13 protein-coding genes and 1 pseudogene are annotated in these 22,813 nt (G+C 45.8%); 10 read left to right on the top strand and 4 right to left on the bottom strand.

Going from position 1 to position 22,813, the window contains the following annotated elements; genetic code table 11:
- Window positions 1-14: 14 nt before the first annotated feature.
- Complete coding sequence (locus tag G604_RS0104870) at window positions 15-692, top strand: SIMPL domain-containing protein (RefSeq protein WP_028909576.1); 678 nt, start codon at window positions 15-17, stop codon at window positions 690-692.
- A gap of 12 nt (window positions 693-704) precedes the next feature.
- Window positions 705-2,846: a WG repeat-containing protein gene (locus tag G604_RS0104865; protein WP_028909575.1), complete on the top strand. Its 2,142-nt coding sequence runs from the start codon at window positions 705-707 to the stop codon at window positions 2,844-2,846.
- A 70-nt stretch (window positions 2,847-2,916) separates the two neighbouring features.
- Here G604_RS0104865 and G604_RS0104860 read toward each other — a convergent pair whose 3' ends face one another.
- Window positions 2,917-3,651, bottom strand: coding sequence for a hypothetical protein (locus G604_RS0104860; RefSeq protein WP_036904650.1), 735 nt, complete (start codon window positions 3,649-3,651; stop codon window positions 2,917-2,919).
- Between the two features lie 169 nt (window positions 3,652-3,820).
- Between G604_RS0104860 and G604_RS0104855 the strand changes: the two genes are divergently transcribed.
- The 8 genes and pseudogenes from G604_RS0104855 to G604_RS13575 all read left to right on the top strand — a co-directional run.
- Window positions 3,821-4,111 carry a hypothetical protein gene (locus G604_RS0104855; RefSeq protein WP_028909573.1) on the top strand — a complete coding sequence of 97 codons (291 nt, stop codon included), beginning with the start codon at window positions 3,821-3,823 and terminating at the stop codon, window positions 4,109-4,111.
- A gap of 42 nt (window positions 4,112-4,153) precedes the next feature.
- Window positions 4,154-4,813: a WYL domain-containing protein gene (locus G604_RS0104850; RefSeq protein ID WP_028909572.1), complete on the top strand. Its 660-nt coding sequence runs from the start codon at window positions 4,154-4,156 to the stop codon at window positions 4,811-4,813.
- Window positions 4,814-5,008: 195 nt separating this feature from the next.
- Window positions 5,009-6,034, top strand: coding sequence for a helix-turn-helix transcriptional regulator (locus tag G604_RS0104845; protein ID WP_028909571.1), 1,026 nt, complete (start codon window positions 5,009-5,011; stop codon window positions 6,032-6,034).
- A 31-nt stretch (window positions 6,035-6,065) separates the two neighbouring features.
- Window positions 6,066-7,688: an AAA family ATPase gene (locus G604_RS0104840; RefSeq protein WP_028909570.1), complete on the top strand. Its 1,623-nt coding sequence runs from the start codon at window positions 6,066-6,068 to the stop codon at window positions 7,686-7,688.
- Window positions 7,685-8,743 (top strand): hypothetical protein, encoded by a 1,059-nt coding sequence (locus G604_RS0104835; RefSeq protein ID WP_028909569.1) that lies wholly within the window; start codon window positions 7,685-7,687, stop codon window positions 8,741-8,743. Before G604_RS0104840 ends, G604_RS0104835 begins: the two co-directional genes overlap by 4 nt.
- 56 nt (window positions 8,744-8,799) lie before the next feature.
- Window positions 8,800-11,040 (top strand): N-6 DNA methylase, encoded by a 2,241-nt coding sequence (locus G604_RS0104830; RefSeq protein ID WP_028909568.1) that lies wholly within the window; start codon window positions 8,800-8,802, stop codon window positions 11,038-11,040.
- Between the two features lie 47 nt (window positions 11,041-11,087).
- Window positions 11,088-12,623 (top strand): class I SAM-dependent DNA methyltransferase, encoded by a 1,536-nt coding sequence (locus G604_RS0104825; protein ID WP_051220231.1) that lies wholly within the window; start codon window positions 11,088-11,090, stop codon window positions 12,621-12,623.
- 11 nt (window positions 12,624-12,634) lie between these two features.
- Window positions 12,635-13,240: pseudogene (locus tag G604_RS13575) on the top strand (type I restriction-modification system subunit M N-terminal domain-containing protein); the annotation flags it as partial.
- Between the two features lie 212 nt (window positions 13,241-13,452).
- Here G604_RS13575 and G604_RS0104815 read toward each other — a convergent pair.
- From G604_RS0104815 to G604_RS13565, 3 genes are all read right to left on the bottom strand, one after another.
- Complete coding sequence (locus tag G604_RS0104815) at window positions 13,453-20,358, bottom strand: hypothetical protein (protein ID WP_028909566.1); 6,906 nt, start codon at window positions 20,356-20,358, stop codon at window positions 13,453-13,455.
- Window positions 20,359-20,360: 2 nt separating this feature from the next.
- The gene (locus tag G604_RS13570) at window positions 20,361-22,397 is read right to left on the bottom strand and encodes a hypothetical protein (protein ID WP_410524366.1); all 2,037 of its coding nucleotides are present in this window, start codon (window positions 22,395-22,397) and stop codon (window positions 20,361-20,363) included.
- A 122-nt stretch (window positions 22,398-22,519) separates the two neighbouring features.
- A partial coding sequence (locus tag G604_RS13565; RefSeq protein WP_028910468.1) for a transposase occupies window positions 22,520-22,813 on the bottom strand: 294 nt, incomplete at its 5' end.

Here is a 22,813-nt window from a genome sequence, read left to right as displayed (position 1 = left end):
AAAATGAAGAAGCTATGGAAGAAAAGGAAAAACTGATTACGGTCACCGGTAAGGGAAGCGTGCATGTGCTGCCGGATGTGACGAGAGTCTATCTGTCACTTGTAAGTGTCCATGACAACTACGAGGAGGCTTATGCCCAGGCGAAGGCGAATACCGAGGCTCTGAGCAAGATTATGAATGAGGTGAAGCTAGATACCAAACTGCCGAAGACGGTTCGACTGGATATTAACAAGAAGACGGAATCGAAGTATGACAAGTATCATAACTTCATCGGTGAGAAGTTCATCGGCTATGAGTTGGATCATCGCGTGAAGATGGATCTGGGAATGGATAATGTGCTGCTTAACTCGATCATCAAACTGATTGGCAAACATCTCAAACAGGCTGAGATCGAGTTAGGCTATACCGTCAAGGACCCACGCCCCATTCAACTCAAGATGCTGGAACGTGCCGTGAAGGATGCCAAGGAGAAGGCAGAAATCATGGCTAAGGCTTGCGGCTGTAAGCTCGGACTCGTCAAGAGCATTGACAGTTCCGACCAAGAACTGCATATCTATTCTCAGGCTCGTACACTCCATGAACCCGACGAGGCTGTATGTAGCACGCCGGAATCTTTAGACATCACTCCGGAAGATCTCTCCGCATCCGATGAGGTGACGGTTGTGTGGTATCTATCCAATGACGTTCATTAAAGGAGGCGACTGATGAACAGGTCCGGTTTCGAGATCGTCTGTCAAGACGGGAAGTATGGATTGCTGGACGACAATGGAAATCTTGTCGTCCCGCGCATCTATGACAAGATCCTCGACTACGATGATGATGGGTATATTCGTGTCTTGAAAGGAGAGGTCTATGGCACCGTCGACCTAAAGGGAAAACCTGTTATTCCTCATTCCCTTGGCATCACCCATCTCGGCGTATTCCACAAGGGAACGGCCAGAGCTCGCAAGGATGGACTTTGGGGGCTCGTCGATGTACACGGCAACTGCCTGACCGGTTATGTCTATAAGGATATGGGAGCCCATCGTTCCTTTGGCTATCGTGTGATCACCAAAGACAATGACTATGGCATCATCGATGAGAAAGGAAATTTCAAGAAGTCAGTAGGTACGAAGCACTCACCATTTCAAAGTATAAGAGTCTTTCACGATGGTGTTGCGCCGGCTTATACCTATCAGATGAAGTGGATATTCATCGACAAAGACTATAAACGTGTCAACGACTACGAGTATTGGAGCATGGATTCGGTCCTCAGAAACGGCATCTATACCGTTGCCTATGCGCCTAATCAATATTCCGCTGCAAAGTTTGATGGTACACCCATCACAACAGATACCTTTGACTATCCGCTCCATTTCGAGTATGGCCTTTCCCGATGCTGCAAAAAGCACCTTGATAGTGAGGGAAAAGAGGTAACCATAGAGGGCGGACAGCCGATGTATGACTATGGCATCATCAAGGATAATGGTGAATATCTCTTCCCGATGGAGTATCATTTCCTCGACTGGAATAATCCCAAGACAAAGGATTGTTGGTATGCGGAAGATGACTATGCGAGTTATATCCTTTTCCCAAATGGAGAGAAGCTCATCTTCTATAAGTGTCCCAGCCATAAATATCAGCCCTATATCCCCAAGGAACTGTTCAACCACCATATTACTCAGGAACAATTCGAGGCAATCAAAAATACGCCGAAAGTTGCTTTTACCCACGCTGTCAAGCAGTTTGACAGATTTCTCTTCTTCTACAAACTGAAGGACTGGATTGATGCCTGGCACGACTTCGACTTCTACTATCGTGATACCGATGCACCCGTGGATGTAGAAAAGATGTATCGCGTAGGGAAGATTGTTCGGTGTGGCTCCGATATGGAACTGACACATAAGTTGCTGCGCCCGGTCCACAAGATCCGCTTCATCATCGCATCCCATCATATCGCCAGTGCGGAAGACTTGAAAGAGCACGATGATGCAGGAGAAGCCGTTGTTCCTTTCGAGGAATCTATCGCCGGGCAGAACACTTATTTCATGGTGTTGGACAACTATCGTTATGGTGCAACGACACAGATATTGTTGTTACAGTTGCCGTATACCGCCTTACAGATTGCTAAGGACTTTAAGATAAGGTTGTCACCGACCACACTGAAAAAAGAATGCTTTGATTATGAGGACATCATCAAGACTGCACGCACTGACCTGCAGACCAAGATGACAGAGCCAGTACATGGTCATTCCCTTTCCGCCGTATGGACAGCCAAGATGCATCAACCTATTGGCTTCGACTCAAACGCACGAAAGGTAACACTCCGACCGGAGTACATCGTAGCGAAGGTACGGAATGAAGAATATGTCAATTTCTTCATCAACTACGATGGCTTCCCTGAAAGAGAAGAGTTTCTGAAGGATAATCAGGGCAAGATACAGATAGTCATCGGTCATGTCAGATATCTGAAGACCGACGCTATAGTAATCAATGGTGATGCTGATTCAGAAGTCCCAATTAAACCTGGAACCTGGAGGCTTGTCGAAGAAATCGGTGAGCCTTATGACTATCAGTTGTTAGCTTCTTATCCCGAGTGGCAGGAAGGAAAGGCTAATGAAAAGAGGCTTCTTCAATCATGTTATCGTTCCGCTTTCAAGATTGCCCAGGAAAACAAGTTCGATTCCATTGGTTTCACTTGCTTGGGACTTGATAAAGGTTATCCGACAGAAGTGGCCGTCAACATAGCGGTCCAAACTACATTGGAATACATGACTACTGGAAAATTTGACGGTGATGTTGTTTTCTGTGTAGAGTCAGAAGACGTCGCACCAAAATTCATCAAGGAGATAAAGAAGTTGATATGATAGTAGATATAAAAAGAGCTGCCCCGTGAGGGGCAGCTCCTATAAGTATAATAACTGATAGGCCCTATAGCTATTTCATGAGAACTGCACTGACACTCCTTCTCATAGTATTCTTCATACTCTTAGCGCTTGAACTCTTTGATGACAGCTCCTTGGATTCGAAGTATGTCTGTAGCATATAGTCTAATTTGAAACTGGAATCTAACTTTAGTAAAACCAACGTCTTTATTTTATCTTCATCCAGTGCATCAGCACCTCCCCATGTATAAGACTGGACCTCTTCAGGAAGGAAAACGTAACGTTCCTTGAGATAGTTGAGGATTTCGTCTTCATCACTTGGATTAGATAGGGCCATTACTATATAGAGTTTATTGTTTTTAAACCCATAGCTTATAATGTTGGCACAACCTTGGTTCTTATAGGCAACCATATAAGTCCCGTCATTGGCAGCCTCGTCTATTGTAGGCGTAGTCGAAATCTTTGATTTCAGCGTAGATGGACTTATGCCCCAGTCCGTTACGATGTTATTGAAGGCATTATAATGACCCTCGACCTTCAATGTGGCTTTATTGCCATTCGTGCCATATGTGGTTTCACCAACATGGAAGGCATGGAGGTAACCATTCTTGGAGACATAGCCGACAAACTTATTGTCGACACTTACTTGTGTTCCGACCTTTACAGAGTCTCCGACAAACATGAACCTGTCGGAAAATCCACTGTTGTCGTCGCCATCACTGCTGCTACAGCCTGCGAAGACGAATACTGTGGCAATCATTGCCAGGAAAATTACAAATCTCTTCATTGTGATACAGTTTTAAATTTTACTTTATCGTTTTCTGCCGCAAAGATACAACCCATGTGTTCGCCCTATACGGACAGATGCAATTATTTTTCGAGAAAATGAAAAAAAGTTGGACACGTCCGTATAGGGTGAACGTGAATGCCTTATCTTTGCAGAAAAATTAAGAACTATGCCAAATACAAAGAACTATTCCACACGGCTGCGCGTCCTCGACCGGTGTCTGCGCAGCGGACATGCCTATACAGGAAATGAGCTTACGGCATTCATCAATGAGGCGCTTGATCTTCGTGGTGAACCAAAGATCACGTCTCGCACGACGCTTATGGACGATCTGCTGAATATTGAGAACGAGTATCACACGACCATCATTCGTAAGAAGCGTGGCCGGCAGATGACCTATTATTATGAGGATCCTGACTTCTCTGTCTTCTCTCAGGATCTATCCGAGGATGACTTCTAGCATCTCAGTCATGCTCTCGGTATCCTTCGCCGCTTTGAAGGCATGCAGCAGTTCGAATGGATGGAAGAACTCGGCGCCCGTCTCAACCTCTGTATGAACAATGCCAAGCAGTCACGTGCTGCTGTAGGCTTTGAGAGTACCCTATATAATAAAGGTATGGAGTACTTCACACCGCTCTTTGATGCCATCCGCAAAAAGTATACTGTGGAGCCACGCTATCAGAGTTTCAAGATGAAGGAGCCACAGATACTCATCGTCCATCCATATTATGTGAAGGTGTATAACAACCGTTGGTTCCTCTTCTGTTGCACGGGTGACTACACCAATCTGAGCAACTATCCCCTTGACCGTATTCTCGTGATCAAGCCTGCACATTTGCCATTCCGTGACACCGATATCAACTTTGACGATTACTTTAAGGATGTTCTGGGAGTGACAAAGCGGGAAGGACAGCAAGCAGAAAAAGTACTGCTTAAGTTCCCTAAGGATGAATACCCTTATGTCGCTACCAGACCCTGGCATAGCAGTCAGCATAAGGTAGCGGAGGACGGACAGAGCATTACCGTTGAACTAGATGTCGTCCTTAACTTTGAGCTTGAACAGAAGATTCTCTCCTGGGGAGACTATGTCGAGGTGATAGGTCCTCAAGAATTAAGAGACAAGATAAGAGATAGAATTCAATCAAGTATAAGAAGTTATTAGTTGGACTTAGAGAATCCTCAAACAGTCAATGTATATTTCTGTATGAAATTTGCCTTTCAAAAATATTACCTATACAAAGTATATTTTTCCTGTGAATAAAATCTGCACAGAAAAGTCATGATTTTTGGCAATTAGCTTGCTGATATCAAAAAAAGTTTCTACCTTTGAGCATTGTAGAGCAAAGACATTGAAAAAATGGCAACGAATAAGAATGCACAACTACGATATCAAGTACTTGACCGCTGCTTCAGCGATTTCCATCATAAGTACACGATCGACGAGCTTATCGACAAGGTGAATGATAGGCTCGAGGATATGTACGGTCTTGAAGTAGGTGTGCGACAGATTCGTGAAGACATTAAGTACATGCGTGATCGCATATCTTATAATGCTCCAATCAAGGCCTATCCTCTCGAAGGAAAGAAATGTTACTATCGATACACTGACCCAGACTTTTCTATCTTTAAGAATGAATTGTCTGTTGAGGACGTCAATAAGTTGCGTTCAACCATTGATATGCTCAGTCGGTATCGTGGTTTACCAGCAAACTCTTGGTTGGAGGAAGTAATCTCTAATCTGGAATATCGTTTTGGCATCAAGCCTAACTCCGAGAACTTGGTTTCTTTTGAGCAGAACAGCCAGTTGAAGGGATTGGAATATCTTTCGCCACTCATTGATGCAACAATTAATCATACAACTCTCTCTATCACCTATCGCCCGTACTCTGGGAATGAATACAATGACACGATATCCCCTTACTATGCGAAGGAATACCATAACCGTTGGTTCCTCTTTGGCTATTGTGAGGAAACAGGGACAGTTGTGACACTGGCGCTTGATCGTATTCAGAACTATTCTGTCACGGATAAGCCCTTTCATAAAAATGAGTCCATCGACTTCAATACCTATTTCAATGATGTGATCGGAGTCACCATCCCTAACGATGAAGTAAAGGTGGAGACGATTGTGTTGAGATTTACAGAACACCGTTTTCCCTATGTGCTGTCAAAACCAATACACCAGTCTCAACAAGTTGTAGATGCCTCTTCATACACAATAAGCATAAGGGTCCGACCAACCAAAGAGTTGGATCAAGTCATTTTCTCCTTCATCCCTGACGTGGAAGTTCTCTCACCAAAGTGGTATAGACAGGAGATTGAGAACAAAATCAAAGAAAATTTGCAGAAATATTTGTCTGTGAACGTCCTCTGCACAGATTAATAGTAATTTTGCAGTCGTTAAACAGAAAATTATGATAGACAATATAGAACTTAAGAACTTCAGAAAGTTTAAGCACCTCCCAGAGCTAAACTTCAGTGATATCAATCTCTTTGTAGGTGGAAACAATGCTGGAAAGTCAACACTTGCCAAGGCTATTATTCTGGTGCTGGATAATCTGATGAATATGAAGAGTACCACACCGACTAATATTTTTGCTGGTATGCATCCTTCTTTCGACTTCTCTTCTGATCTCCATGATCTTCACATCGGCAGTTTCGATAAAGCTTTCTGCAAGTATGGGAAGAAAGAAGAAGGCATCGTCTTTAAGTTCTTATCAAATGGAACATCTTATGAGATCCATGTTAACCAGATTGGCGATCGCTCTTTTATCTCCGAACTGATATTACGCGGAGAAGTTTGTAATACAGAGATTACCTTTAATTTTGAGAAAGGTGAGATCACTATTAATGCAGATAGTGAAGAGGACAGTACGTCCAAGTCATTAGCGGAGCAGAAAAAATCTTTGGAAATGAGAATCGCCGCAACGAAGGCAGCGCAGACACTGGAGACTAATCTTGAGAATGCGGCAAAGAGACAGGAAGAGATCGTTGTTCTTCAGTCGGAATTAAGTAAGTTAGAGAAGAATAGGTCAGCTGATCATTTTTCGATCAGAGTACCTCTCACTCTCCATATCAGCAGAGCTAACCAACCATTAGTGGCAAATCTACTGGAGAGCTTAAGAAAGTATGCCGACTCTCCAGTAACAGGCGTAAAGAAGAGCTCTAAGGCTTACTCTGAGCAAAAGGCCAATAAGGACTTGTTGAAGAAATGGTTCGATGATTATTCCGAAACTTTCCTTGATGGGCTTGATGAAGATATACGTGGTTTCGACATTGCCTATGTGCCGGCTCATGCAGCTAGCCAGAAAATGGTATTTTCTGCAAAAGATACTTCTGACTATCTTTCTCAGACGATCCATGAATTCTATAAAGAGCGTATTGTCGAAGGAGATGCAGAGTATAGTTTCATCATGCGTTGGCTGGGCAAAGAAGGAGTCGGTGAAACAACCGGGTTTGATATTGCCGATTCTTTCAAGATAAATAATATTGAGGAAGAAGCTTACACATTCAATGTTTACAAAGACGGCGAGACTTACCCATTAGCCTCTATGGGTATGGGCAGTGTGCAGGTTGTTATTCTGCTGCTCAAGCTTGCTACGATCTGGAGAAGATCGAGGTTGAAGGATGCTTATGGACCTCTGATATTCCTTGAGGAGCCAGAACAGAATTTACATCCAAATTGGCAGAGCAAGCTACTGGATGTCTTCTTAGATTTTAATAAATCTTTTGATGCATCACTAGCTGATCCTGATTTCCCTCCTCAGATGTTTATAGAGACGCATTCTGAGTACCTTGTCAGAAGAAGTGAAGTCTTGGTTGCTGAGAGTCAATATGCCAGTGAGGAGATACTTGATACGAATTGTCCGTTTATGGTATTTTTTTTTCAGGACGACGATGAAGAACCTGTCTATGAGATGCAATATTCTCTGACTGGGCGTTTTGAAGGCAGAAAGTTCGGTCAAGGTTTCTATGATGAAGCAGGTCGATTAGCTTTGACGCTGTCTAAACTGGAAAGAAGGAGGAATAGTCTATGACAGATGGTATCAAACTCGATGTTTATATTACGGAGCAGGCTCTCAATTACATTATTGTTTTTGATGATAAGTACCCAAATTTGAATAAGATATTTGGAAGTAAACTCTGTAATCTATATGTGAATTTATCTCAGGATGAGATATATGAAAAAGTTGAGGATTTGGAAGGCGATCTTAATGCTTTCTTAAAAAGTAATGATCTGCCGATTCCAAAATCATGTCCAGAGGCTTTTGACGATCTTGAGAAATATGGACTTGCTGATTTGGACAGGACCAATCCACGGTCTATCTTTATAATTAGCAGGAAGAAGGAAGATGCACTTAAGCTTCAGAAAATGTATGGTTTAATTATTGAGAGTGAAGACTCAATAGATGACAATATGTTTGATATACAGTACATGAAGGCTTTTGATAAAAACGATATAATTGATAAAAACAATAATGATGGATGGGATGCTCTGTTTAAAGACTTTGTATTTCCTCCGATGAATGCCATTGTGGTTGCAGATGAGCATCTAATGGACAATTCTACAAAAAGAGATGGAAATATAGGACATGCTAACATCAAAAGTATGTTGTCTGCCATTTTACCAACAGATTACAATAAGGTCTTTGACATAGCTGTTCTAACAGGTAAGTCTGTTTCTAAGGCAAAGAAGATGGCAGATGAATTATGGCAGTTTGTTCATCAAATCAGGTCATATAAATTTAATCTGGAGATAATATATTCGGAGTCTACTCATAAGCGAGGTGTCTATAGCAATTACTTCATCATAGTATGTGATAAAGGTTTCAAGCTATTCTGGCCTATGACTGCAGAAAGTTATGACGATAATGATATTTCTGTAGAATCAATCTTCAATGATCTACGATTCCGTGGCGACAGCAATATGCAACTATCTGATCGTAGGCTTATGCAGCTCAACAAAAGCTATGAAGAAGCTTGCATACAAAATGAAAGAATAGCGAATTCTGATGTCAAAGTCTTCCGATATAATGATGGAAAACCAGAAAAGAATAGGCTTTTAGCTATGTTTGATAGAAGAGATAGTTAGTGGTAAGGACGACTGAACTCTATTATTGTACTTTTACATCAGAAACTGAAAGAAAAATGAAAGAATTGAATCCTATCATAAAGAAGATCTGGGACATCGCTAACGCGTCAAGAAGTGCAATGGATCTTTCTATGACAATGAACTTTGTCGTAGCGATGATGCTTTTACGTCGTGTTGACTGTATAGTAGGCAATAAGCGTGGCAATATAGTTAAGTTATATCAGCAAGTACGTAATGTCTATTCTTCAGAAAGATTGGAGAATGAGCTGATGGCTGTTGTTGCGCCCTACAAGGTTTATAATGTGTCGGAGAAATCGCTGACTGACTTGTCGAAATATGCAATGGGTAATGGCAATGAGCTCAGAGCATACGTAATGTCTTGTAGTGAAAACGTGAAGCGAGTCCTAGCCAACCTCGACCTTGAGGCTGCAATCACTTATCTTGTCTCAGCACATACGCTTGATGAAATGATGGAGATGATTTGTGAGGTTGATCTTTCTCCATTAGTCGTTTCTGATGAGGAAATGGAAAATATGATGTTCAATGTTATGGAACTCTTTTACTCAGGAATGGGTAGAAAGGCAGGGGAATTTTCACTCACTGACTCTATACGTCTGCTAATGGGCAGATTATGTCTCGATGGTATTGTTAAGTCGAATTCGAACTATAGTATATACGATGGAACTTGTGGCAATGGTGGTTTACTCTACAGAATGAATAGTATGATAAAAGGTTATCATGCTAATGCTTATTGTTGTGGTCAAGAAATAAACACTCAAACGTGGAGTATTGCTCAAGCTATAAATCTCCTGTCAGCATCTGATAATTTTCAGATTGTAAATGGAAATACTCTTCTACAAGATGCTTTTCCCAATGAAACATTTGATTTTGTTGTTTGCAATTCTCCCTATGGAATCCGTGTAAACTATGGTGAACGTCTTTATGATGATTCTCGCTTTAAGTTTATTGCACCTAATGTAGATGGCTCAATTTTCTTTTTACAAAATGGCTTAAGCAAATTAGTTCCAGAAAAAGGAAGAATGGTAGCCCTGACTACTGGCGGCTTGTTTTTCAACATGTCAGCTGGCATAAAAGATTTCCGCAGATATGTCGTAGAAAGTGATATAGTGGATACAATCATATCATTACCGGCTGGAATTCAGATGGGGACGTCTATACCATTTTATCTTTGCCTATTTAATCTTAACAAATCAGCTGAACGTAAAGGTAAAATACAATTGATTGATGGCAGTACTCTGTTTACGACCATCGGAGGATATCGGCGTATCCTAAGTAATAAGAATATTGATTCTATCTTAAAGACTTATAAGTCATTTTCTGATAATAATATATCTAAAATTATCAGTAATGATGAGTTTGGCTATTACGAGATAGAGATTGAGAAAGATGGGAAAACTGTAGACACAGAACAAATTCCTCTAAATATCGACTCTCAGAAATATCTCGAGCACAACATTATTCCGAACCTTCCAAAAGGAGAACATGTAAATCTCGCTAACACGAGAAAGGAATATGTTATCAACTTTAAGAGCTTTTTCCTACGGCCGGAAAAAGAGGAAAAGTTCTCAGACTTAAAGGATGAATTTGATGAGCGTCAGGATACTATTTGTAATCTGACCAATGAAGTCATGCCCCGAATCTTGGGAGAACTGGCTAATAACCAGACAACTAATAAGGAAGGAAAATATAATTTTCAGAAAACAAGGATAAAAGACATAGCAGAACTTAATAGTGGAAAATCTGTTAAGCCCGATCACATTACCTCGGATGGAGTTGCTTACATTCTAACTGTAAGTAATATCTCCGATTCAAATATTAATGTTAGGGATTTGAAACAGGTTACTGAGGAAGGTCTCAATGAGGGTCATTATTGTCTTATAGAGCCTGGAGATATTATATTCAGCAATGTTGGCACAATTGGCAAATGTGCCATTGTACCGGATTCCGACAAGCCTTTTATTTTGTCATCGAATCTTATTAAGATAAAAGTCCTCAGAGACAAATGTAATCCTAAATATCTCTTTCGGTTGATCGCTTCCAAAAAGTTTCAAGACAAGGTTAGGAGGTTGACGATAGGAGATGTTATCAATAGGATAAACATCAAAAGTTTCGGAGGGATAGAATATGATCTTCCTTCTATTGAGAACCAGAACAAAATTATCTCCATTCTTGATAATAATGTCGAGAAGATAGAAAATCTTCGACATCAAATGGTAGAACAAGCTGAAGTTCTGGAAAAAATCAGAGATAAATATGTAGATATGAAGATTCTCTGAGCTAATTCGAATTATGAAAAAGTTTTTTGAAACAAAGACAATAGAATATGTCAAGAAGAAAGACTCAAGATACTGAACCAGGCCTCTTCTCGGATACGGAGCTGCAGCAGACGACGCCACACGATGCCCATGAGCTGTACAACTTCATCTTTGAGGCATGCAATATCATCCGGGGACCCGTCTCACAGGACAACTTCAAGGATTACATCACGCCACTGCTGTACTACAAGCGCATCAGTGATGTCTATGATGAGGAGACTCAGGCTGCGTTCGACTACAGTGGCGGCGATGAAGACTATGCCTCTCTGCCGGAGATGCACCGCTTCGTTATCCCCGAGGGCTGTCATTGGGATGATATACGTAAGCGCAGTGAAAATCTCGGTGCTGCTCTCGTTGGTGCCATGCGAAAGATCGAACTTGCCAATCCTGACACGCTCTATGGTGTGCTGAGTATCTTCTCGGCACAAAAGTGGACGGATAAGTCCGTTCTCAGCGATGGTAAAATACGTGACCTCATCGAGCACATGAGTAAGCGCCGACTTGGTAACAAGGATTATCCTGCCGATCTCATGGGCGATGCCTACGAGATCCTATTGAAAAAGTTTGCCGACGACAGTAAGGCGAAAGCGGGGGAGTTCTATACTCCACGCTCAGTGGTAAAGCTGCTCGTCAATATCCTCGACCCTCAACCCGGAGAGACGGTTTACGATCCCGCTTGCGGTAGTGGTGGTATGCTTATCGAAGCCGTTCATCATATGCATAACGATGATCTCTGTTGTGGCAGCATCTTCGGTCAGGAGAAGAACGTGACGAATGCCGCCATTGCCAAGATGAACCTTTTCCTCCATGGTGCAGCCGACTTCAACATCATGCAAGGAGATACCCTCCGTGACCCTAAAATTTTGCAGGGCGGACAACTCGCTACCTTCGATTGCGTGATTGCCAATCCTCCATTCTCACTTAAAGATTGGGGATCCACTGCTTGGGATAGCGATAAGTATGGCAGAAACATGTGGGGTAATCCTGGAGAAATCGCCGACTATGCCTGGATCGAGCATATGGTACGCTCAATGAAGCCTGGTAGTGGTCGACTGGCTGTTGTCATGCCACAAGGTGTTCTTTTCCGTAGTCAAGGTAAGGAAGCAGAGATTCGTAAGAATATGGTAGAGTCAGGACTTGTAGAGGCTGTTGTCACTCTGGGTGAGAAGCTCTTCTATGGTACAGGTCTGTCGCCATGTTTCCTCATCCTCCGTAGGGTGATGCCTCAGGACCATTCTTGTAAAATTCTAATGGTCGATGGCACTACCATCTTCACACCTAAACGGGCTCAAAATGTCTTGGAGCCTAAGGATGTCAGCCGACTCTTCCAACTCTATAAGGACTATAAGAGTGAAGATGATTACAGTGCCGTAGTGACTTTGGACGATGTCAGAGCCAAAGATTACAATCTCTCTCCGAGTGCATATGTAAAGTATCATGAAGAGGAAGTGGAACCTTATGAGGTTGTGAAGGCACGATTTATGAATGCATACAATGAGATGAAACAACGCGAGGCTGAATTCCGTCAGCTTATCACAACTTAGCAAAGAAGCAAATGAACGACAAAAAGAATATTACTAAATATCAAGGTTCAGATGAGATCATCGGCATCGAAGAACTGAAGAACTTCCTGTGGAAGGCAGCAACCCATCTGCGTGGTCAGATCGATGCTGCCGGATACAAGGAGTACATCTTCCCATTATTATTCTTCAAGCGCATTAGCGACGTCTATGATGAACAATTTGAAGATTATGTTCATGATGGTGGTTTGGATTATGCCAAAGAGCAAGCTAAAGAACTTGCCATCATCATCCCTGATGGAGCTCATTGGAATGACGTTCGCAAGGTGACGGAGAATGTTGGTCAGGCTCTCGTACAGGCTTTCATAGACATAGAACAGGCTAACCCTGCGCAAAAGGTCAGCAATCGCATGGTTGGTGGCCTGGAGGGGATCTTCGGCCCGAAAGACGGATGGACAAACAAAAACAAGATGCCGGACCATGTCATCACTTCGCTCATTGAGGACTTCTCAAAATACAATCTTTCCCTTCGTCATTGTCCTGCTGATGAGATGGGGCAGGCTTACGAATATCTCATTGGTAAGTTTGCCGATGATGCCGGCAACACCGCACAGGAGTTCTATACCAACCGTACCGTTATAATCCGCAAAACGAAATGTTATCGGGGAACAAAACGAAACGTATATTTCCACAAAACGAAATGTTCTTTTTTTGATGTTGTTTTGCTTCTGGTCATACCTCTCAAAAAATCAAAAAAAAAATCGACCGGCTTCGCCGGTTTCCTGTAATATGCGAACGGCGTTGGATTATTGTTCCAACGCCGTTTTTCTATTCTCGCTTTACGCTTTTTCGCTTACGCTACTGCGGCTATCGCTTTATACGCCGCGACGCTTTGCGCTTTGACGACTTTTCCGCGGAAGGCCAGCCGCGACCCGACAAACGGGTGCGAGTACGAAGCATCGTTATTCGCATTCGCATCCGACACACCGCCATGCGCATTCGCGACGTAGTTGCCGCGATAAACCACACGGGATTGTGATCCGTTATACCAGAAATAATCACAATAATAGGTCGAGGAGGAACCTACTACACTGCCTATTGGCACCATATCCATATATTTGCCATGAGCGACAGCCGTTATCCACGTTTCTGCTTGTCGTCCTTGAACCCAGCGGAATGATCCGTCCGGCATTCTGATACGCCATCGGCCGCCCTTTCCGCTTGTATTGGGTATGTCGACATTATCCATCATGTCAAACTTATGACCATAGATATCCTCGTAGCCCATGCAACAGATGTTGTTCACCTGGGTGACAGAGATGCCACCATAGTCATCTTTGCTTCTATACCAAGCAAATTGATGGACGAGATTATCTATGAGACTGTTTGTGACATTCGCGTTAACGCTCTTAGCCTCCTCATAGCCTATAGTGTCAGTCATGCCATGGCTTGCCGTTCCTCCGGTTGTACGGTTGTTGGTATGTGAACCGGCACCGCATTGTTCCTGGGCATTTCTGCGGCCATACTTGGCATAGAAGAGATTGGCTATTCTTGAATGCATCAGGAAGTCAATCTGTTGCATGCCTCTTTGGACACTGTAATAGTGAAAGTCTGTCCAAGTCATACTTGCAACTGTACTGCCACCGCTTATAACAGCCTTCAAGCTGCTGCCCACGGCTGTAGATCCTACCACAGCACATAGATGCTCATCATTCGGCACCCAGTCAGGTTCCATATCCTCTATACGGCTGCTATTGCTCAATACTACTTCATCGAACTCTGCCGTATTCAGAATAGAGAAATACAGTGTTTCCGCTCCCGTTGGTATATCACTGATCACATACATGCCTGCCTCAAATTTGTTATTGAAGGTAGGCACAACAACAGAGCTAACCACTTTGCCGTCTGTATCTACAAATATTGAGCCGACAAAATTCGTTCCAGGTACAGATGGAAAACGAACTCTCTTGTACCCACTCACCTTAACCCGACAAACACTATAATTGCTATCAGTTGTGAATGAATCGGCAATGGTCTCTTTTCCGCTCATTATTTTTGAGCCACGAGTGTATCCGCCATCTGTCCCCTTAATATCGTCCAGTGTCAGTATAGTGGCCGATGGACATTCAGGCTTATGGTTCTCGTCATTACTACTGTAGCAACTATAATGCTTTTGGTTGAGATAATCATTGATGCCCTTACTCCAGAAGAAAGGCTCATACATCATCCAGTCTCCCTCAGAACCATCGAGTTTTGCCTCTCCTCCATCAGCATAGAGGTAGCTGTTGGCGTCATCAAGAGGGCAATAGGTCATTTCCCCATCCAGATTGTTCACCGTGATGTCCTGGCCAGCCATGTTGACTTTTGTCGTTGTCGGTTTTTTTGTAACCTTTGCGAGCACTCTGTGTCGTTTGCCAAGGATTTTCAGAATATGTCCATTAGGCTGATAGGTAGTGCCCGTACTGTATCCTGTGCCGTTATCAAGGTTTGTGATATTGGCATCATCGGCCACAGAGTCATCAAACTCTATCATTGTATATTCCGGCTGTCGGATATTCAGTTCTGGATAATGCGCAGCGAAAGTCGCATACTTATCCTCATCCATATATTTCGTCAGGCGCACAGTACCTACAAGCGCACAGGTGTCTGTCGCGTTACCCTCAGCGTCAATACCGCCCATCTTCATGAAGCGGGAGAGCCACGTTCCGTCATCCTCCATGTCTATACCCGTCACCCGCAGACGACTCACGTTTGAGCATTTAGCCAACAAAGTCTCCCAGTTGATGTTCGGGCATCCATCCACAATTAGGGTCGAAACGTTATCATAACTTTCGAGGCTCAGACCGTCCATAGTCAACAGACTAAGATACTCCAGTCTCAACATTGTTATCGTTCCTGGCAACAGCACCTCCGTCAAAGGGGCGCCCTTGGCAAAACTAACACTCTTTATCTCAGTGCCTCTCGCGTCAAGACTCTGGAGTTTGGTGTGTGCCGAGAAGTCCAACTCTGTTGAAGTGCTTCCACCGGTTTTAGCCTGCTGCTGGCCATGAAGATTGACTTTTCTCAATTGCAGACAGGTTCCTATATTCAGCCACCAGCCAGTGCTTCCACCCGTAGACGACTGCATGTTAAGTTCCCGGAGAGATGCGCATTTACCAAGATCGAAGCCATTCTTCAGGTGGTCTGCAGCACCAGACATATCAAGGACCTGTATACGGCTGGCACCGTAGATTCGCAGGGGATCGTTCACCGTGTACGCACCAGTTATGTCAAGCTCAGCCTCCTTGCCGGCCTCTACGATACCCGTATTCGCGATATTCGGGCTGTTGTTGGTTCCATATCCGAAAGCGTAGACCTCTCCTGCTTTAAGCTTCACGATGTCCGCAGCGTCAGCGGCCGTTCTTGACATATACAGATCAATATTGTCTGAAGTGAAGCTGCTTGTACCATATTTGGCATCCAGAAGGGCGAAACGGTTCTTTACGAAATACGTAAGGAAAGCCTTATTGTTCCCCTGCAAGGCGTAGATAAACGGCCATTTCTTCCCGTACGTTTCCACCATAGCCGGACGGATATACTTCAGATAGCCGCTCTTATTATAGGCACGGTTACTCCAGTTGCCCATTTGCTCCTTCGTAAGCATGTTTAGTACCCGCTCAGGAGTCATCTTGTTTCTGTAGTTGGCAGCACAGCGTATGAGGTCTGTCTGTAAGTTGGCGAGGACGAGGTTCCACAGCCAGCTTTCCCTTCCCTCAAATGCATACTTCGAAGCCTCCGCGTCATAAGTATTCCGGTCGATGGTATAGTCGTAGGCCAGGAAACAGTCATTTCTCTTACCCAGCCGCGTATCACCATCATAATAGGTGATATACCACTTTAGGCCGTCCCATGTTCTCAGGAGCATATTTTTGGCACGCTGGTCAACATTGGCGCCATAGTCGGTGTCAATATAGTAAGTGCACAAGAAATCCCGGTCGAAGTACTGATCGACTTCGTCCTTGAACTTTTGGCTTACGAAAGATGACAAATTATCCGCTGTGGCTCCTTCAGGCACGCAGGACCGGATCCAGGAGAACAGTCGTTTCAGAGCCGTCTGTTGCGCCTCGTTAAGACCTACCCATTTCACGTCGTCGGGAACATTCGTTTCCAGACCAGCATCGAAATTGGCGACAAGATCATCATCGCTGCTGCTTTGGAACAAGCATACTTTCTCACCATTATTCAGAGTTTCCAATGTAAGCGGACAGGATGGAGTAAAACCGTCCAGTCCTTCCATTCCAAACAGCTTACCACTTTTCGACTTCTCATTGTTCAAGTTGTACTGGCCATAATACACACTCTCTCCGTCTACAGTTTCCGAACTGAATATATCTATTGGATAACCGTCTATGGCAGTACGGATCGTCACGCCGCTCAGATTCTTGCCAGCCTTTTCATACTGATACTTCTGAGGTGGTGTCAACAGACCGAGTTCCTTCATCACATCATTGAACAGTTTGGCTCCTCCGGTATTAAGACTCATGGAAGAGTCGCTATAGTCACTCTTGCAGCACAGAAGATTCATGGCTATTCCTCCCGGGCGGATAGAATAACTTTTCGACTCCACCGGCTGCCCATTCACTTCCAGACTGAGCTCTGGTCCGCCCTTTGACAGATAGATGCGGATATTCTTGCTGGGGTATTTCGTTGATGAGGTTCCCTGAATACGGATATAGCATGATTTCAGCACAAAATCATACTGCTTACCGAATGGGCTGTAGAAATAGATGTCTGCAAGGAAGTCGGTCTTCTTATTGTTGGTCTCGTTCACCTCATCCAGACCGCCTGCACGCACTATTCGCATCACGCCTTTCCCTTTGGCGCGAAGTTTGTCAATATCCACATTTCCGGTATCACCCACGATGTCATTATCCGTATACTCAGCCATCATCTCCTCGGTACTGGTCGCGTCAACGATACTGTTGTCCAGCTCCTCGTCATCCGAGAGTGCACGGTCATAGATACGGATATTCTTCACCTCCAGGTCAGCCGCGGCACTGTCAATAGTAATACCCACGGGCTTATCCTGGCGGAAATAATACCCGCTGTCATAGATGTCAGCTCCTGCCCGGTTCCCGTTCACGTACAGTTCCATTAGTCTTCCATCTGTACGCTTGCCTATGACAAATGCCACCTTCAGCCACTCTCCGGGCGCGAACTTTGTTCCGATCTTGATCTCACGGCTCGCGTCGGCACCATCCTCATTGATATAGTGAAGGATGGTGCCCGTCTTGATGCTGGCTTCCATGGAGGTCACGCTGAGGCCTTTTCCATCACTCATACAGCTGATCACCTCTGCGCTCCTGTCACCGATATTACTGACCATGAACTCTATCTCAATGGTCTTTCCCGTCGTTCCGGCATCCTCCTTGAACAGCTCGTAGCCAATGACAGCCTTCGCTCCGTTTGTCAGTTTCAGGGATTCTCCCGTCCATCCGTTACTCGACCAGTCAAAGCCTTCAAACGATGTTTTAACGCCATTCGATTCCCATACGGCCGGATTACTCTCACCGTTGCTTCTACCCGATGGAGACAATTTCAGCGACAGCCCGTAAGAAGCCTCGCTGATATCGATACTGCTCCCTGCGACATCTACGTAGAACGTATATTCCACGCTACCCAGAGTAAACAGCATAGTTTGCCGACCCTTGGACACAAAGCGGTTCACGTAGTTTTGAGCAGTTCTTGGCACACTGATCGTCTGCACGGTTTTGCCGTTCTGACTGATGGTCATGCTCGCCGGTGTTACTGTCGGATCATAGGCGACAAAGATCAGTGAACAGTTCTCGTATTGTCCCACACTGGCCACCGGTTGCTCATATTCCCTTGCCGTATGAATATGACCGTCCGCGTTCACAAGCATCAGGCCGATGAAAGGTTTCTCTTCCCCTGACTTGAGTATGTCGATATAGATGCTCTCACTTCGTAGCGTAACGCCGTCACCGGCATCCATTTCGGCCACCATCTGGATATTGTGCCTTCCGGACGAAAGACCGCTCATGGCAATATCAAAGCTTCCATTCGTGGTGCCGCTTCTCGTCACGCTCACAGAAGTACGCTGGTTCCCGTCCACATACAGGAACACGGTCTTTGTGCCACTGCCACTTACGGCATAGGGAATGCTCACTGTATCACCTGCTTCCCAGCCGCCTTTCTGCAGACCGCTTGCCGGATTATACGAGCTCGTCAATGACAGTGTGACCACCTTCACGCTCACATAAGCCTGCTTGCGCTGGCTTTTGCCCGTTGTGGGGTCGACCGTTGAGGCTATCACGTATATATCGCTCGTTCCAACCAGAAGATATTTTGTCAAGTCGAGAGTATAGGTTCCCTTGGAAACGTCCTCTGTACTCTCATCGTAAGTCGTGGTAGCGCCGCGCTTGATGAGTATTTCTATTTTGGCTTTCTGGCCGGTGCTGTCTCCACTCGCGTTCTGATGGTCGTAAGTATAGCTCAGGGTGGCCGAACCTCCTTCTTTCAGGGTCGTATGGTCGACGGCAGCGCCCAGCACAATCTTTGTCGCGCTGCTTTCCCCGCTCCCGCCTCCGCTGCCTGCGGGAATGTCGACGTTGGCTATCTCCGCCCCGCTTTTGTTGTTAAGCGTAAGCCGTACGCTGCTTTGATCGTCGCTCAGTTCCGCCGTCATGCCAAAAACCGTCGATGCTTCCACTTCATTGAGCTTTGCTGCCACGGCCTTGTTCTGTACAGGGTTCGTGCTGCTGGCATCAAGGCTCTCGTCCACCTCCACTTTGTCAAAGCTCACGCTCACGTTGCCGTCTGCGTCAGGGGTCTGACGCTGGCCGTTCACCGTTACGCTCTTCACCGTGCTGTCGCCGCCGAAGTCCGTCCAGGCAGTGGGCTGCTCCCAGGTCTCCAGGCTCGTCCCCACAAACTGCTTGGTCTCCCATTTGCCCTGGGCCGTCTCGTAGGTCACGCACAGGCCTTTCCGACGTTGTTTCGCCTCCACGGAGGCTATGGCCGTCTGCAGTGTATAGTAGCCCGTGGCAAGCGGTGCCTCGGTGGTCACGTTGTAGGTGTTGCCGCCACCCGAACCGCTGATCTCCACCAAGTCGCCGCCACTATATACGTAGAGCGACTCCCCGCAGGCATACACTTTGTCCTGCTTCACGGTCTGACCGTCAAGGAAAAGGTCCATCGAGCGGCTTCCGTCGGCAGACCAGGAGATGTAGTATTTCCTGTCTTTCGACCGCAGCAGGAAGGTCTTCTTCTCCACCGACCATACCACCAGGTCCATGGCAGAGGCTATCAGGCTCGTCTGCTCCGTGGTGATGCCCGTTGTCTCGTCAACAGCTGCAAACCGTGCCGTAGCACCGTCAAGGCCCAGCTTCGCAGAATGCTCATAATTGGCTGCCACAGTATTGGCAGCGCTTACGGCCCCATTGGCCTTGCCGACGGCTTCCGTGGCAGTGGCGGCGGCTTTCTCTGCCTGTTCGCCAAAGGTCTCGGCTTTTTCGGCAGCATCATTGGCCTTGCCCGCAGCCTCGTACGCCGTGGCTGCTGCGCTGTTGGCTATGGCCGCTGCATCTTGTGCGGGCTTGCCTAAAAGGCTCAGGGGGGCCGCCACCAGATCCTCGCCACGCACGGCGGGAAGGCTCTTCACTCCGTCGAGGCTTGTCACCACCTCAAGGTTGTCAACACTCTGCGACTCCGCCTTCATGGCGTTCAGCAGTTCCTGTTTCTCTTCGTTTGTAAGTGCCATGTCTATTCTGTTATTGATTTTGCGAAATATGTTTTGCCTGATCCCGACTGTACTAATTGGAAATCAGATGTATTGAGTATTGTCCAGGAGCAAAATTCTGTTCCGGGCTTTTTAAATGCCTTCATTCTCAATCGGCAGCAGTTGCCCTCAAGTTGAACGTGAGTCACTTTCTTGTTTCTGTAGAATATATGGGGTTGGGTGTCATCTTCGTATGACACGTCTATGGGAATGACAATGTCGGTATATGAACTGCTTACATTCAGCAGGTCACACTCCACACCGTCTATTTCCACATAAATGGGGAGCATGATACCTGCGGTGGCTCTGTCTGCAGCGGCTATCATGATATTCATGCCGGTGTTCACACTTGGAAATGCCGTCGATCCTGTACTTAATGTCTTGTAAGGCGCACCAATGGCCCCGGAGAATCTGCCGCTAACGGCATTGATCTCGCCACTGAACTTTCCGCCAACGGCCTCCATGCTGCCGTCTTCTAATATCTTGAATCCCTTGTTCGCCGTGACAAGGCCTTCCAAGTTTATCTGGTCGGCACCAACATGCACACCGCTCTCCAGCTTGCCGTATTTGTCCTTGGTCACGAATGCGGCTATATCGGACTGCTTAACGATATTGCCGTCATTATCTACCGCGGAGGCAAACATTCCCGCAAAGGCTGTAACATCCATTTTCTGGTCGAGCAGCGTCTTCAGGCCACTGATGTCTGTAGTGTAGGTTGACTGCCATGCAGCCCAGTCCGTCGTAGTAACAAGGCCTGCCACGTTTTTCAGACTTCCGTCATCATTGAACCGCTCGCTCGTCAACTCGTTGTATTTTGCCGTAGTGATAATCTCGCTCTCCTCCAGCACCCTGCCGTCCTTGTCAAAGTTCTGCGCCGCTATCTTCACCAGTTTCTCGCTCTGCTCCAGCAGCGTGCGGTACTTGTACGCAAGGCTCTCCACTTTGTCCGTACTCAGCACGAGCATATAAAGGCATATCTCGCCCGTAAAGCTCAGCTTGAAGTCGCCTGTGCCGTTCCACAGACCATTGCAGGTGTATTGCTTGTAGCTCTCTGTGGTACTGAGGTCCTCTTCGACCAAGAAGGAGTTGAAGTCCTCGAAACCGGTTTTGTCCACGTTCTCAAACTCCACTCTCAGTTTCCCGACCTTGCGGCATTTGTAGAAAAAGCTCAGGTAAACGGCCACAGGCTGCTTCTCTCCGTTGGTGTTCACCGTAAAGGTGGGGATGGAGCGCAGGTTCTCTTTCTTCTGGCTGATGTATTTGTTGCGTATCACAACCACGGTCCGACCCTCATCCTTGGCCACACTCGCGCAGTCGCCTTTCTTCGACAGCACGTTGCCGTTGGCCCACACCCAACGGTTGCCAACGAGGAAGAATACTGCCTCATTCTTCGTGTCCCATTTATCCATGCCATGGGCAAAGGCTGCATTGCTCAGAAACCCTTTTTCTGTTGTGAAGTCATCCCTGATGCCTTCCAGCGCGCTCTCGACCTTGCCCTCCTCTATCTCAAACTTGGTCTTTACGTCCTCTCCTGTAGACAGCAGAAAAGTTCCTTTCAGAAAGGCGTTGTCTGAATATAAACCGTTGCCCTTAGGCTGCTTGTCTGTGGGGAAGGCTTCATCGTTGATACCGTCAAGGTTGCCGAGTCTTGCCCTGAGCGTGTTGGCGAAGCTCTTGTTTTTCACGCCGTCCATCACGTCCACACGGGGTTGCCCGTCTTCCGTAGCAGAGATGAGGATGAGGTTCTGCCGTTTTGCATTCTGGGTATTGCCCATCAGCACGCATTCATCGCCATTTTCAGGCGCTGAAGCCTCAAACTCAGTTTTAAGGACACGCACATAGTCGGCACCGCTCTCTGCCGCCTCCACCCAGTAGCTCTTGATATTCTTACCCGTCCAGGTCTGACAGCGGATCAAGTCATGAACTTCAAATTCATTGTCCTGCTCGAAAGATATTTTCCAGTATTCACCATCATCTTCCACAGACTTGATTCTTCCGTTGGCAGCGCTCACGCATATCATTCCGCCCACAGAGCGCACTTTCTCTATAAGCAGTTCCATGATGGTCATCGTCTGCCGGACGGTCAGCTTGTCAAGACAAAGGGGCCCAAGGGGGATTGTCCGTGGCGGGCGGATGCCGCTGCCTAACCAAAGACGGTAATACATCTATAGAAAAAGAAGGGTATATCCCTTATTCCCTTCAGGCATGACCTAAAGGCTTTCATCTTGGAGTTGAGCGATTCTGCAGAAGCATTAGTGTCTCTGTTGATAAAGTAATTGAGTATCTCGTCCTCGTAGTGCTGGATAGACTGTTTTACGGATTTAATCTCTCTAAGGGTAGACTTGGTGACCTTCTTGTACCATCCTTCAAGCGCTTTCTTCGCAGTCTCCTTGGTGCTAGACTTCGTACGAAAGATTGCTCGGAGATCGTTTATCAG

This window comes from Prevotella sp. AGR2160 (assembly GCF_000424185.1).
GTDB lineage: Bacteria > Bacteroidota > Bacteroidia > Bacteroidales > Bacteroidaceae > Prevotella.
This window is presented reverse-complemented; position numbering and strand designations above follow the sequence as displayed.

What these genes read in the sequence shown, in the direction of transcription:
- G604_RS0104845 (WP_028909571.1), top strand. Translation starts at nt 5,009, where the DNA reads ATGGCAACGAATAAGAATGCACAACTACGATATCAAGTACTTGACCGC.
- G604_RS0104860 (WP_036904650.1), bottom strand. Translation starts at nt 3,651, where the DNA reads ATGAAGAGATTTGTAATTTTCCTGGCAATGATTGCCACAGTATTCGTC.
- G604_RS0104835 (WP_028909569.1), top strand. Translation starts at nt 7,685, where the DNA reads ATGACAGATGGTATCAAACTCGATGTTTATATTACGGAGCAGGCTCTC.
- G604_RS0104815 (WP_028909566.1), bottom strand. Translation starts at nt 20,358, where the DNA reads ATGGCACTTACAAACGAAGAGAAACAGGAACTGCTGAACGCCATGAAG.
- G604_RS0104855 (WP_028909573.1), top strand. Translation starts at nt 3,821, where the DNA reads ATGCCAAATACAAAGAACTATTCCACACGGCTGCGCGTCCTCGACCGG.
- G604_RS0104840 (WP_028909570.1), top strand. Translation starts at nt 6,066, where the DNA reads ATGATAGACAATATAGAACTTAAGAACTTCAGAAAGTTTAAGCACCTC.
- G604_RS13570 (WP_410524366.1), bottom strand. Translation starts at nt 22,397, where the DNA reads ATGATATGCGTGAGCGCTGCCAACGGAAGAATCAAGTCTGTGGAAGAT.
- G604_RS0104870 (WP_028909576.1), top strand. Translation starts at nt 15, where the DNA reads ATGGAAGAAAAGGAAAAACTGATTACGGTCACCGGTAAGGGAAGCGTG.
- G604_RS0104865 (WP_028909575.1), top strand. Translation starts at nt 705, where the DNA reads ATGAACAGGTCCGGTTTCGAGATCGTCTGTCAAGACGGGAAGTATGGA.
- G604_RS0104850 (WP_028909572.1), top strand. Translation starts at nt 4,154, where the DNA reads ATGCAGCAGTTCGAATGGATGGAAGAACTCGGCGCCCGTCTCAACCTC.
- G604_RS0104825 (WP_051220231.1), top strand. Translation starts at nt 11,088, where the DNA reads ATGTCAAGAAGAAAGACTCAAGATACTGAACCAGGCCTCTTCTCGGAT.
- G604_RS0104830 (WP_028909568.1), top strand. Translation starts at nt 8,800, where the DNA reads ATGAAAGAATTGAATCCTATCATAAAGAAGATCTGGGACATCGCTAAC.